12 protein-coding genes are annotated in these 14,102 nt (G+C 41.7%); 8 read left to right on the forward strand and 4 right to left on the reverse strand.

The window, feature by feature from the left end; all coding sequences use genetic code 11:
* The coding region (locus tag E0H80_RS13160) for a DEAD/DEAH box helicase (protein ID WP_131366518.1) at positions 1 to 1,226 on the reverse strand (1,226 nt) is incomplete at its 3' end.
* Between E0H80_RS13160 and E0H80_RS13165 the strand changes: the two genes are divergently transcribed.
* Positions 1,219 to 1,464 carry a hypothetical protein gene (locus tag E0H80_RS13165; RefSeq protein WP_131366520.1) on the forward strand — a complete coding sequence of 82 codons (246 nt, stop codon included), beginning with the start codon at positions 1,219 to 1,221 and terminating at the stop codon, positions 1,462 to 1,464. The genes E0H80_RS13160 and E0H80_RS13165 overlap by 8 nt on opposite strands.
* Before the next feature lie 308 nt (positions 1,465 to 1,772).
* Here E0H80_RS13165 and E0H80_RS13170 read toward each other — a convergent pair whose 3' ends face one another.
* Positions 1,773 to 2,603, reverse strand: a complete 831-nt coding sequence (locus tag E0H80_RS13170) for an inositol monophosphatase family protein (protein ID WP_131366522.1) — start codon at positions 2,601 to 2,603, stop codon at positions 1,773 to 1,775.
* Between the two features lie 112 nt (positions 2,604 to 2,715).
* The gene (dxs, locus tag E0H80_RS13175) at positions 2,716 to 4,626 is read right to left on the reverse strand and encodes a 1-deoxy-D-xylulose-5-phosphate synthase (protein ID WP_131366524.1); all 1,911 of its coding nucleotides are present in this window, start codon (positions 4,624 to 4,626) and stop codon (positions 2,716 to 2,718) included.
* Positions 4,627 to 4,936: 310 nt separating this feature from the next.
* Between dxs and ribA the strand changes: the two genes are divergently transcribed.
* The 5 genes from ribA (at position 4,937) to E0H80_RS13200 (ending at position 10,265) form a co-directional block, all read left to right on the forward strand.
* Entirely contained in the window at positions 4,937 to 5,539 is a 603-nt protein-coding gene (gene ribA, locus E0H80_RS13180) for a GTP cyclohydrolase II (protein ID WP_067868678.1), read from the forward strand.
* Positions 5,540 to 5,670: 131 nt separating this feature from the next.
* Entirely contained in the window at positions 5,671 to 6,612 is a 942-nt protein-coding gene (gene hemF / locus E0H80_RS13185; protein WP_131366526.1) for an oxygen-dependent coproporphyrinogen oxidase, read from the forward strand.
* A 302-nt stretch (positions 6,613 to 6,914) separates the two neighbouring features.
* Positions 6,915 to 7,121 carry a hypothetical protein gene (locus E0H80_RS13190; protein WP_067868681.1) on the forward strand — a complete coding sequence of 69 codons (207 nt, stop codon included), beginning with the start codon at positions 6,915 to 6,917 and terminating at the stop codon, positions 7,119 to 7,121.
* Between the two features lie 143 nt (positions 7,122 to 7,264).
* The gene (gene aroE, locus E0H80_RS13195) at positions 7,265 to 8,053 is read left to right on the forward strand and encodes a shikimate dehydrogenase (protein ID WP_131366528.1); all 789 of its coding nucleotides are present in this window, start codon (positions 7,265 to 7,267) and stop codon (positions 8,051 to 8,053) included.
* Positions 8,054 to 8,441: 388 nt separating this feature from the next.
* The gene (locus E0H80_RS13200) at positions 8,442 to 10,265 is read left to right on the forward strand and encodes an acyl-CoA dehydrogenase C-terminal domain-containing protein (RefSeq protein ID WP_131366530.1); all 1,824 of its coding nucleotides are present in this window, start codon (positions 8,442 to 8,444) and stop codon (positions 10,263 to 10,265) included.
* A gap of 602 nt (positions 10,266 to 10,867) precedes the next feature.
* Here the strand turns inward: E0H80_RS13200 and hemW are convergent.
* Positions 10,868 to 12,022 (reverse strand): radical SAM family heme chaperone HemW, encoded by a 1,155-nt coding sequence (hemW, locus tag E0H80_RS13205; RefSeq protein ID WP_131366532.1) that lies wholly within the window; start codon positions 12,020 to 12,022, stop codon positions 10,868 to 10,870.
* Positions 12,023 to 12,145: 123 nt separating this feature from the next.
* Between hemW and E0H80_RS13210 the strand changes: the two genes are divergently transcribed.
* Positions 12,146 to 12,607: a DMT family transporter gene (locus E0H80_RS13210; RefSeq protein WP_131366535.1), complete on the forward strand. Its 462-nt coding sequence runs from the start codon at positions 12,146 to 12,148 to the stop codon at positions 12,605 to 12,607.
* Positions 12,608 to 12,645: 38 nt separating this feature from the next.
* Positions 12,646 to 14,004 carry an MATE family efflux transporter gene (locus E0H80_RS13215; RefSeq protein ID WP_131366537.1) on the forward strand — a complete coding sequence of 453 codons (1,359 nt, stop codon included), beginning with the start codon at positions 12,646 to 12,648 and terminating at the stop codon, positions 14,002 to 14,004.
* The last annotated feature ends 98 nt before the right edge of the window (positions 14,005 to 14,102 follow it).

A 14,102-nucleotide genomic window follows, 5' to 3' on the forward strand; every position in this document is an offset into this window, starting at 1 on the left:
CCGCCACGACCGCCATCACGACCACGACCAGCGCCATCACGAGCACCGCGTGCAGGAGGTGGAGATGGCTCAAGACCTTCAATTTCAGACACGTTTAAACGTGCATCTAGGAAGTCTTCAAGCGCACGGATCTTACCGCGTTCACGGTAAGTCGCCAGAGTAATTGCATTACCTGTACGACCGGCACGACCTGTACGACCGATACGGTGTACATAGTCTTCGTTTTTCATCGGTAAACCGAAGTTGATTACGTGTGAAATTGTTGGTACGTCAAGACCACGCGCCGCTACATCTGTAGCAACAAGGATTTTTGCACGACCTTCACGGATACTACGTAAACGACGGTTACGAACAGTCTGTGGCATAGCACCATGAAGTGCTACAACTGATAGACCTGCTTCAGCAAGTTCTTCAGCCAACATGTCTGTATCTTCTTGAGTTGATGCAAACACAACTGCTTGATCTACTGATTCATCAGATAACCAGTGAGTAAGCAATTTTTTCTTGTGTTCAAAGCCATCAGTCCAATGCAATGTTTGGGTGATGTCTGTATTTGTAGAGTGACCAGTTTCGATCGCAATACGCACTGGATCATTCATCATGCGTTCAGCAAGCGTAACAATACGCGGTGCAAAAGTCGCAGAGAACATCAATGTTTGTTTACGGTTAGCTGCCAATTCACCAATTGCTTCTAGGTCTTCAGAGAAGCCCAAGTCAAGCATACGGTCAGCTTCGTCGACGATTAATGCATCAACCATGTCAAGTTTAAGTTGACGACGGTTTACAAGATCAAGTAAACGACCTGGAGTCGCAACTACAACTTGTGCACCTTTTAATTGTTGAATTTGTTTACCGAAAGGCATACCACCCATGATCGCAGCAACACGAACACCTTTCATATGACGAACCAATGCAATCGCATCTTGACATACTTGTTGTGCTAATTCACGAGTAGGAGAAATCACTAGGATATTCGGTTGAGTTACCGCTTTCATGCGGTCTTTAAATGAGATAAGCGAATCTTCATTTGCTAAAGCATTTAAAGTAGGTAGTAAGAATGCAGCAGTTTTACCAGAACCAGTTTGGCTTGATACAAGAAGGTCTTTACCTTCTAGTGCAGCTGGAATTGCTTGTTCTTGTACAGGAGTTGGCGTAGTAAAGCCTAAACCTTCGATCGCTTGGATTAAAGTCGCATCGAGGGAAAAATCAGCAAAAGTTTTGCTCATAGAGAGTGTTCACCCTGAAGTGGGTGCTCCATTAAATAAATTACAATATGGACATCGGCAAAAAGCGGCACAGCAAATAGAGCTGAAAAAATTAGGATTCAGCAGCGATCCGAATAACGTCGATGTGGATATAACGCACGTATATGATTACGGCCGCAAACCTGAAGGGAATCGCTTAAGCGATTGGGGCGCGAAGGATATGTCCTCTCTATGGACAGAACGCGCATACAATGATTAGAAGATAATGTTCAGGTAAAGAACGGAAATTTAAGTGCGTGGCGGCATAATAACAGAATAATTTTAAAAAGTAATCATTTTTTTCGATTGAATTGGGAATTGATACTGTTTTTTTCAGTAACAGCCTATTTTACAACTTAATTTTGTTTATTTTTTCAGCGAAATTTTTAATTAGCGGCATCTTTCGTCAAAAATCACGTTATAAGTGATTAAAACTCGCATTAAAGATGAAGATCAAATTTCTCGGGCAAATAAAAAAGCCCTCACATGGAGAGCTTTTCTTTGTCATATCACTCGATTAAATCGGTCTTACTTTGCGGCTTCACCCCAAGCTGGAACGACAGCTTGCATTAAAGGTTTTAGCATTTTCATAGAGCAAGCAATGACTTGACCATTGTCCATAGAATCGGGACCACCACGTGCATCCACTACAGTACCACCTGCTTCTTTTACCAGTAACTCGCCTACAGCGATATCCCAAGGTTTCAAACCAAGTTCGAAGTAACCATCAAGACGACCTGCAGCAACATACGCCAAATCTAACGCAGCAGAACCTGAACGACGGAATTGTGCACCCGCTTCAGTCACGTTTAATAATGAATCAAAATGGTTTTTCGCATAAGACACCACCTCACCGTTACGTTTATTACGGTAAGCATGGCCTACAGCCAAGAATGTCTTGTCTAGATTGTCTTTAATATTTACGCGAATACGACGTTGATTCATCATGGCACCGCGGCCACGACTTGCAGAGAAAAGCTCGTCTTTCACAGGGTCATAAATAACACCGTGTTGAGTTACGCCTTTATGTTGAACTGCAATTGAGATACAGAAATGTGGAAAACCGTTAATGAAGTTTAAAGTACCGTCCAAAGGATCGATCACCCAACACCAATCGGCGTCGTGACCAGTACCTTCTTGCATACCAAACTCTTCACCAAGGAAGCTGTGGTTTTTATAGCTTTTACGTAGAGTATCGATCGTCAACTGTTCCAAATAACGATCTACACGCGTTACCGGACCATCAATCCCTTTTTCTTCGACTTGTAGATCGAGTTTATGACGATTTTGATGCGCTTTTAAAAGCTCTTGACCAACTAATTGAGCCGCACGCGCAGCCATAACCACCATAGGTTCCATTGAACACCCACTACAAATTTAAGAAACTGATAAAGAATAATGCCTAAAAGCCCGCATATTTTAGCAAATATGCGGGCTTTTAGGGGAAAAATGTTTTTTAAAATTTATTTCATCATGATGAAATGGTTTGTCCAAGCTTTAGCCAAGCCAATTCAATCGACTTTTCAATGCCTTTGGGATCAAGCCCAGCCTGTTGCAACATTTGTGTATGTGAAGCCTGGTGCATAAAAATATCAGGTAAACCTAAATTTAAAGTCGGTTTAACAATTTGTGCGTGAGCCAAATACTCATTTACCGCACTTCCTGCGCCTGCCATCACCGCATGTTCTTCAACCGTCACAAACAAGCTGGTGGTTGCCGCAAGTTGCTCAATGATCTGTTCATCTAACGGTTTAACAAAGCGCATGTTGACTACACGTACACCAACCTCATGTGCTTGTGACAATGCTTGTGCTGCTTCTATTGCAACCGTGACTCGGCTACCAAAAGCCAAAATACTAATCTGTTCATCTTGCTGTTCATTAAAACTGGCTACCACTTCAGCTTTACCAATCTCTAAAGCAGTCAATTGGGATTCAATTTTAACACCGACGCCATTACCGCGTGGATAACGCACCGCCGCAGGACCATTGTATTGATACGCTGTATGTAGCATCTGGCGACATTCATTTTCGTCTTTAGGCGTCATAATCACCATATTCGGTACAGTACGCATGAAGGCATAATCGTAAGCACCGGCATGAGTTGGGCCATCTTCACCGACCAAACCGGCACGGTCAATCCCAAAAGTCACATCTAAATTTTGCAAGGCAACATCGTGAATCAGTTGATCATAACCACGTTGCAAGAAGGTCGAATAAATCGCCACTACAGGTTTTAGGCCTTCACATGCCATACCGGCAGCCAAAGTCACTGCATGCTGTTCAGCAATCGCGACATCGAAAAAGCGCTCGGGAAATTGCTTAGCGAACTGCACCATGCCCGAACCTTCACACATCGCCGGTGTAATCGCGAGTAAGCGATCATCTTGTGCTGCTTCATCACACAGCCACTGCCCAAATACATCCGAATATTTAGGTGCAGTATTTACTACAGGGGCTGAATTTATTTTACTAATGGCGTGGTATTTAATCTGATCTGCTTCAGCAGGTACAAAGCCTTTACCTTTTTTGGTATAGACATGAATTAAACGCGGACCTTTCCGTTTTTTTAGTGCATCAAAGACTTGGACCAAATGATTGACATCATGACCGTCAAAAGGACCGAAATAGTCAAACCCAATGGCTTTAAATAAGTTATCTGCCGCATCAGTTGCTGCACTGTGTAAACGCGAATTGTAATTCCATTCAGGATGAGGCTGTACATAAGCTTCCCCTGTTTCTGAAATATTTACCGATTGACCACTTCCCCAGATGGCAGCCAAGTGCTTGGCAAAACCACCGGTACTGCATGAAATCGACATATCGTTGTCGTTTAGTACCACGATTAAATCAGCATTGTGTGCCACCGCATCATTCATGGCTTCAAAAGCCATACCGGCTGTCATCGCGCCATCACCAATGATCGACACCACCTCACACGGATTTTTCTGGTAACGGCGTGCCAGTGACATGCCTAAACCCGCAGATATTGCGGTAGAAGAATGTCCCACGCCAAAAGTATCAAAAACCGACTCTTCACGAGTTGGAAAAGCTGCCAAGCCATCTTTGGAACGAATGGTAGTCAATTGCTCACGGCGACCGGTTAGGGCTTTATGCGGATAAGCCTGATGACCGACATCCCAAATTAAACGGTCATACGGGGTATTAAAACAATAATGCAAAGCCACGGTCAGTTCGATCACGCCCAGATTGGCACCAAAATGCCCACCACTTTGTCCTGCTGCATACAAAATGTACTGACGTAACTCATCCGCCACTTTTTCTAATTGGCTGCGCTCGAGTAATCGTAATTGTTGTGGATGATCAATGGTATCCAGCAACGGTGTTACAGGGCGGTGAGTCGGTATTTCTGTATACAACATAAATGGCAAAGCCTTCTAAAGCCTGGCAAATCCTAAGCTAGGTAAATGGGTTATTCGAACATAAGGGTCGAATTGTATCACCTTTTAAATCAGCCACATTTCTAGCGATGCAGTTTAGAGCAAGTTCTCTACACTGGGTGTTTGTTCATGAGCGAGATTATCCTGAATAATCTTACTATTTATCAACTATTATCGTTCGCTTTATACAAAAAAGAAAATCTTCTGCATAATTTCAGCATAGCAATTCTACCAATGTCCAAGCATTACGCTATACTTCAGCCAATTAATGAACTATTTGACGGGTTAAGCAGTGCCGATAGAATTTGTCGCAACTTCAAGATTACCAACCGCTTTTGGTGAATTTAAAATCACTGTATTTCAAGATCCTCAAACCGGTGAAGAACATGTCGCACTTTCTAAAGGTCTAGAGACAGCACCGACTGATCCGGTGGTGGTTCGCATTCACTCTGAATGTTTAACCGGTGATGCCTTTGCCTCACTGAAATGTGACTGTGGACCGCAACTCCAAGCAACACTCAAGTTGATTAACGAAGTGGGTCAGGGGGTGATTTTATACTTACGCCAAGAAGGTCGCGGTATTGGGCTGACCAATAAAATTCGTGCCTATGCCCTGCAAGATCAGGGACATGATACCGTGGATGCCAATCTGATGTTGAATTTGCCTGCAGATGCACGACGTTATGACATGTGCACGATCATGCTTGAGCATTTAAAGGTGAAACAGGTCAAACTGGTGACCAATAACCCTTCAAAAATTGCCGCATTAGAAGAACTGGGTATTGATGTGGTTGATCGTGTACCCCTCACTGTCGGCTTAAATCCGTTCAATGCAGAATATTTAAAAACCAAACACGAACGTATGGCGCACATGTATAAAAAAGGTGACTTCTAATTCACTTTATAAAGCTTTATAAATCACAGTAATCAGGGATTTTTTACAAGATGTTAAAAAATCCCTTACTTTTTTTATGACTTTATGTTTTGATGTATTCAGTCCTTAAAATCAGGCAATAGAGGTCATCTATGCAGAACCCAACTTCAGCTGATATTCAACGCGTTCGCGAATTTCTCCTCGACCTGCAAGCCCGTATTTGTGCAGGTATGGAACAACGAGAATTAGAAAGTGGCGGCACTGCTCATTTTGAGATTGATGATTGGGAACGCCCGGAAGGCGGTGGCGGTCGTTCACGTGTTTTGCAAAATGGCAGCGTGATTGAAAAAGGTGGTGTGATGTTTTCTCACATCAATATTTCCAAATTACCGGCTTCGGCAACAGAACGTCACCCACAAATTGCCGGGGCAAAAGCACAAGCCTTAGGTGTGTCTTTGGTGATTCATCCTAAGAACCCGAATGTTCCAACTTCTCATGCCAACGTGCGTTTGTTTGTGGCAGAGCCTGAAGGACAAGATCCAGTATGGTGGTTTGGTGGTGGTTTTGACTTAACTCCCTTCTATCCAGATGATCAGGACGTATTGAACTGGCACCAAAAAGCCCATGATCTTTGTGCGCCATTTGGTGATACGGTTTATCCCGAACACAAAAAATGGTGTGATGACTACTTCTATTTAAAACATCGTGATGAACAACGTGGTGTAGGCGGATTATTCTTTGATGATTTAAATCAGTGGGATTTCGAAACCTGCTTTAAATACATTCAGGCCGTCGGCAATGGTTACCTAGAAGCAATCTTGCCAATTTTCCAGCGTCATCAAAATCAACCCTATACCAAAGCGCAACGTGATTTCCAGCTCTACCGTCGTGGTCGTTATGTGGAATATAATTTGGTTTATGACCGTGGTACGCTGTTTGGTCTGCAAACCGGTGGTCGGATTGAATCAATTTTAGTCAGTATGCCGCCGCTTGCCGCGTGGTCGTATCGTCCGGAATGGGAACAAGATTCTGCTGAAAAACGCTTAACGGACTATTATTTAAAACCGCAAGATTGGTTGACTGAACTGCAATAATTAATAATACATTTAAAAACTTTAATCCCTTTTTTCATTTCTGGACAAAGGGATTTATTTATCTGCATCATTTTTTAAATTTAAAATTCAAAAACTTATAAGAATAAAACTTTAAATCAATACTTTTATGGCATACAAGATTCATCATACTTCATTCATAATAATTCTACTGACATATTTTCTTACAGCACAACACTCTATAGAATTTATAAAATCGTTTAGACTTATCAATTCAATATACTATTCACACATATTTAAAAAGCACATATCAACTAAAAAAAGCGTGCTTTAGGTAACCAACAATGTTAGATAAAATTTTAAATCATAAGGTGGTTTTATTTTGGTCCATTTTCACCCTGATCATAGCTTCCATCATTACTACCTTATCATCCGAAAGCACGCTTTCCGATAGTTTATCGATTACATTTACTATATTTGCAGGATTTGCCTTGTTTTTTACCGCAGCAATGTGGCTAGAAGACTTGGTTCGTGAAATCTGTAATCCTTAAGATTGTTTCAATCCTCTCTAGTTTTTTCCGTTTCCCTTTTACTTTTATAGACCTTTAACTTTTATTTTCTCCCTTCTTCTGACTTTAGCTTGATCGAAAAATCACGTATATTGAATGCCATTTCCGCACATGGATCTTGTGAAATGAGCAAACAATTCGCGGTGATTGGCCATCCAATCGAACAGTCACGCTCGCCAGAACTTCATCATGCTTTTGCCAAAAAATCAGGCATTGATCTAAATTACAGCAAACGTCTTGCCCCTCTTGATGGTTTTGAAGCCAATATCAAAGAATTCTTTGCCGAGGGAGGCATAGGCCTGAACGTGACCGTGCCTTTTAAGGAACAGGCCTTTGCTCAATGTCAGGTTTTAACAGAACGGGCCAAAATTGCCAAAGCGGTAAATACCTTGTGGATGCAAGATGGCAAGCTGCATGGTGATAATACCGATGGTCAAGGTTTGGTTGATGCGATTAAAGCGCTGGACTGGAACCTGGAAAACACGGATCTTTTAATTATTGGTGCAGGCGGAGCAACCCGTGGTGTGGTCTACCCTTTGGTTCAGGCGGGTGTGAAAAAAATCGTGATTGCCAATCGCACCCTGGCTCGTGCCGAGCAACTGGTTGCCGATTTAAAAGATGCAGTTCCGCAAGCCACACTGGCTGCAATTTCTTTAAATGATTTGACTGGTGAGTTCGATCTTGTGATTAATGCCACCTCTGCCAGTCTAAGTGGTGATCCTCTGGTTTTACCTGAATCTTTACAGTTTAAATATGCTTATGAAATGGCCTATGGCAAACCTTCAAGCTTTTTAGATCAAGCCAAGGCGCGCGGTATTCTGACTTCAGAAGGTTATGGCATGCTGGTGGGGCAAGCGATTGAATCTTTCTCGATCTGGAATGGCGTGAAGCCAGCACTGAAAGATTTTCTTTAGCCACATAAAATAAAGCAATCGAAAAGGAGTAAACCCTTGCTTCTTTTCAATATTACCCACAAAATATATTTTTGAATTGGATTTTATGACATTATGTTTTATTAAATGTAGTTCATGAGAATTATTCAAATATTCACCTATCCAAAACTCACTATAGGCAATAACTGTCTAATTTAATTATTATTTAAAACATCTATTTACATGAAATACATTAAGAAAGTGAACCAAACAATATAATCAGTTAGATTAATGGTTAAATTTATCTACTTACAATTCGCCTTTCTGACATTTTTCCTAGGCTACACCATCAATGTATTTTGATGAACAATGTGAATAATCAAACTATCGATTCGTAATCCAAAACTATTTCTAAATTAGGATTAACACTATGCCAGCTTACAAAGCCCCTTTACACGACATTCGCTTTTTAATGAATGAAGTTTTTGATTACCCAGAACATTATAAAACTTTATCGAATGGCGAAGCTGCCGACCCTGACACCGTAGATATGATTCTAGAAGGTGCAGCAGATTTTTGTGAAAACGTTCTCTCTCCTATAAATCAGTCGGGTGATGAGGAAGGCTGTCATTTTGAAAATGGCGAAGTCACAACACCAAAAGGCTTTAAAGAAGCCTATGACCAATTTGTGCAAGGTGGCTGGCAAGGTCTGTCTTATCCGGAAGAGTATGGTGGTCAAGGCTTGCCGATGTCGCTTAACCTGATCAAATCTGAAATGATGGGTACGGCGAACTGGTCATTTACCATGTATCCGGGTTTGAGTATGGGCTGTATGAATACCATCATGCAGTTCGGAACTGAAGAACAAAAAAATATCTATATGCCGCATTTAACTGCGGGAACCTGGTCGGGCACCATGTGTTTGACTGAACCACAATGCGGTACAGACTTGGGACAAGTCAAAACCAAAGCTGAACCGCAAGCGGACGGTACCTATAAAATTACCGGGACAAAAATCTTCATCTCTGCAGGTGAACATGACCTGACTGAAAACATTGTCCATATTGTACTGGCTCGCCTTCCTGATGCCCCTGCAGGTACACGTGGTATTTCGCTGTTTATCGTGCCTAAATTTACTCCGAATTCTGAGGGTGGCATAGGTGAACGTAACCCGGTGAACTGTGGTTCAATTGAACACAAAATGGGAATTCGTGCTTCTGCAACAGCAGTTTTAAATTTTGATGCTGCAACAGGTTACCTGATTGGTGAACAGCACAAAGGTTTGCATGCGATGTTTACCTTCATGAACACTGCACGTATTGGTACAGCAGTTCAAGGTATTGCCCATGCAGAATTGTCTTTCCAAGGTGCATTGCCGTATGCCAAAGAACGTATGTCTATGCGCGCTTTATCCGGCAAAAAAGATCCTGAGCAAGTGGCAGATGCGATCATTCACCATGCTGACGTGCGCCGTATGCTGCTGACGCAAAAAGCCATTGCGGAAGGTGGTCGTGCCATGATTTATCATGCTGCACAGCTTGCTGACAAAATGACCGATGCGCTGACTCAAGGCGACCAGGCGAAGTTTGAAGAATATGATGACAAACTGGGTTTCTATACCCCTATTTTGAAAGGTTTCTTGACTGAATTAGGTCTTGAAGCGGCTAACCACGGTATGCAAGTGTTTGGTGGTCATGGTTATATTAAAGAACATGGCATGGAACAAATTGCACGTGATGCACGTATTGCGACCTTGTATGAAGGTACAACCGGTGTTCAGGCACTCGACCTGATTGGTCGTAAAGTTTTGCTGTCTTCTAAAGGCAAAGTGGTTCGTGACTACACTGCTGAAATCTTACGTTTCTGTGGTCGTCATGCACGCAACAAATACATGCGCCGTTTTGCATGGGACTTAACCAAGATTTGTGCACAATGGAATGCGTTAACTGTACGCATCATGCTTGCAGCACGTAAAGACCGCGACATCGTCTCTTCAGCATCTACAGATTTCTTGATGTTCTCTGGCTATGCAATGATGGCTTACTATTGGGCACAACAAGCGGCTGTGGCTTCTGAGAAACTAGAATCGGGGAACGGTGCAGAAACCCCTGAATTCTATAAAGCCAAAATCAAAGTGGCCGATTTCTACTTCGAGCGTATATTGCCGCGTACCCAGGGTCATGCCGAAGCCATGGTGAATCCATCGAAAACCATGATTTCTTTAGCACCTGAACACTTCAGCTTTGACTACTAAGTTGTAAAATTTAACTCAAAATAAAAGAGCGCTTCGGCGCTCTTTTTATGCGCTAGAAGAATTCTCAGTTCACCTAATTATTGCAAAGAAGAGAATAATCAAAAATAAATCCAGTGGCTTTTTAGATGAAAAAATTCTTTCCGTTTCCAAGCCATGTTATAGGGCAAATTCTCCCCCTCTCTAGAGAGCAAAGATCCCGATTATAAAAATGAATTTTTCACTGGGTTATATGATTTTAAAAATTTAAGTAATAAAAAAAGATCAGAGCGATGTAAAAATTATTGATCTGAATTATAAGATTGATCTTAATACTGAGATAATGAAAAATTTAATCGAGAGCGATCCTGATTAGATAAAAAATAAGTTGATGGCCAAACTCGAAAAGAATATCGACCGAAAAGAATATTAAATTGGCAGGCAATTATGTTTAGATTTTAATCAGTTTTATTTTCAATAACTGCAACATCCTGCTGCAGGCTAGTCTGATTTTTTTGGCATTTATTCATATCAAAGAAAATAATGGATGCATCATTAAGCGATAAATCCTTAACGATGCATTTCAATGATTATCTCAATGCAGTATATATTTACACGAATAATTTTTAAAGAAACTCTTCCAATACCGAATTTAAAAACAGATGTCCCTGCGCTGTACAAGACAAACTGCTTTTATCTTCAACCATGAGTTTTCTGGTACGTAATGAATTTAAAAGTTCATCTAAATCACTCAAGTCTAAACCTGTACGCTCATGATAAATTTTTGCTTCTACGCCCTCATTTAACCGTAAGGCATTCATCATAAATTCAAACGGCATCTCTTCATTTTCAATTTTTTTAAGTTGAAGATGTTCGGCAGGAACTCTGGCCAAATAATCCTTTGGCAAACGGGTTTTCTGAAAACGATACACCCCATGAGATTGGGTCACTTTGCCATGCGCCCCTGCGCCAATTGCCAGATAATCACCAAACTGCCAGTAATTTAAATTATGTGCAGATGGTTTTTCTTTACGCCAGGCAGAGACTTCATAATTCACAAAACCTTGCGCTTTTAAATAGGCTTCACCCTGTTCCTGAATATCTTCCAGCACATCTTCAACTGGCAAAGTCGGTTGAGTGCGGAAAAATACCGTATTCGGTTCAATGGTCAGTTGATACCACGACACATGCGTTGCGCCATTTTCCACCGCCAGTTTTAAATCCAGTAACGCCTGTTCTAGAGTCTGCTCAGGCAAGCCATGCATCAAATCGACATTGATGCGTGCAAAACCAGCCTCACGGGCCAGATGAATGGCATTAATTGCATCATCATTACTGTGAATACGACCTAATTTTTTTAGGTGATCCGTATTAAAACTTTGCACACCAAGAGACAGACGGTTAATTCCTGCTGCTAAATATCCCGCAAAAGGATCATGTTCCACAGTTCCGGGATTGGCTTCCAAAGTAATTTCACAGCCATCTTCAAAGGTAATCATGCTTTTTAATTGACTGAACAACCACACATAACCTTTGGCTGAAATTAAAGATGGCGTACCGCCACCAATAAACACACTATGAATCTGGCGACCTTGAGCAAAATCGAGCTGGGTTTTGAAGTCTGCAACCAAAGCCTGTAAATATTCCTGCTCTAAATCTAAAGACAGTTTTCCATCAGGCACGGCGTGCGAATTAAAGTCGCAATATGGACACTTACGCACACACCAAGGCATATGAATATATAAAGACAATGGAACAAGTGCAGGATTTAATTCAGCCAAGGAATAAGCTCAAAACAACAAAATACGGGAAATATATTTTAACATGACTGCATCAAGACACTAAGGAATACTGTTAGGGATTGTTTTAGACTGAGAAAAATTCAACAAGAATACATACTTAATATGATGAAAATATCCAGTCAGTTACTTTTTTTGTTACCGCTTGCGATGGGCATCGGTGTTGCGATGAGTTTGCAAAATGCCTTAAATAACCAATTACGTGAATATTTACATTCTCCTTTGCAAGCTGCCCTTTTATCTTTTTTGGTGGGTACAATAGTGCTTGCCATACTGGTGTTTTTTCAATCCGCAGAAAAACCTCATTTTGCAACTTTAATCCAGATTCCCTGGTTTCTTTGGTTAGGGGGTTTCTTAGGTGTTTATGCCATTAGTTTGAGTATCTATGCTGTGCCTAAACTGGGTTTTCTCATCCTGACCGGGTTGGTTATTTTTGGGCAAATCGCCATGTCGATATTACTGGATCATTTTGGCTGGTTTGGGACTGAAAAAACCCCGATCAACTGGCAACGCCTTTTAGGAAGTACGGTTATTTTCATTGGCGTACTGCTCACTTTGCAACGCTAAAGATCATGATCTTTATTAATAAATAATGAGTATTATTTGTGTCTAATGTCACTGCTTTAACGACAACAAACCGCTTTGAATTAAAGCAACTCTTTCATTTGATGATTCCCATTTTAATCACCCAATTTGCCCAAGCAGGTTTGGGCTTAATTGATACCATTATGGCGGGACATCTCTCGCCAACCGACCTTGCAGCAATTGCAGTCGGGGTAGGTTTATGGATTCCGGTGATGCTGTTATTCAGTGGCATCATGATTGCGACCACACCTTTGGTTGCCGAAGCCAACGGCGCACGTACCCCGGAAAAAATTGCCACTATTGCCCGGCAGTCGCTCTGGGTGGCTTTTATTCTCGGCATTATTGCTGCATTGATTTTACAAGTCATGCCATTTTTGTTACCTGTTTTAGGCGTACCTGAAGCGTTATTACCAAAAGCCAGCTTGTTCTTGCATGCCATTGGTTTAGGAATGCCGGCAGTCACCATGTATGCAGCGCTACGTGGCTACTCGGAAGCACTGGGTTATCCACGCCCTGTTACTGTCATTAGTCTGGTTGCGCTGGTTGCACTGGTGCCACTGAACTTTATTTTCATGTATGGCTTAGGCCCGATTCCTGAACTGGGCAGTGCAGGCTGTGGCTTTGCTACGGCTATTTTGCAATGGCTGATGTTCATTGCTTTGGCAACTTATGTGTTTAAAGGCAAGGCTTACCGTAAAACCCAAGTCTTCGCAGCGTGGGAAAAAATTGATCCGTATTGGGTAAAGCGTATTTTACAGCTCGGTTTGCCAATTGGTTTAGCCATCTTTTTTGAAGTCAGTATTTTCAGTACCGCAGCCATTGTGTTAAGTCCACTTGGTGAAACCTTGGTTGCAGCGCACCAGATTGCCATTTCCGTGACATCGCAATTGTTTATGATTCCGATGTCACTCGCAATTGCACTGACTATTCGTGTAGGGACTTATTATGGTGAAAAAAACTGGCGAGCAATGCGTAAAGTTCAATATCTGGGATTACTGACCGGGACCATTTTAGCGCTTGCTACTATGGCGCTCATCTGGTTCTTCCGTCCTGAAATCGTCTCAATTTACACTTCAGATTATGAAGTGGCACAAGTGGCGATGTATCTATTGTTATTTGCAATTGCCTATCAGTTGATGGATGCCTGGCAAGTCAGTGCCGCAGGTTGTCTGCGTGGCATGCAAGATACCAAAGCTCCCATGTGGATCACCATGATCGCTTATTGGGTCATTGCCTTCCCTGTTGGGATATATCTGGCACGCTTTACAGAAATGAAAGCGGCTGGAGTGTGGGTCGGTTTGATTGTGGGTTTAACGGTGGCCTGTGTGCTGTTATTGATCCGTTTATATCGGATTAATCACCGTATCAAAATGGCTTAAATATTTCGATCTCATTTCTTTTCTCATGAAAAAGGAATGAGATAAACAACAACATGAATAAAAAATAATCATAAAAGCTTCATCAATTTAAGCTGCAA

It is taken from the genome of Acinetobacter sp. ANC 4779, from assembly GCF_004331055.1.
Classification (GTDB): domain Bacteria; phylum Pseudomonadota; class Gammaproteobacteria; order Pseudomonadales; family Moraxellaceae; genus Acinetobacter.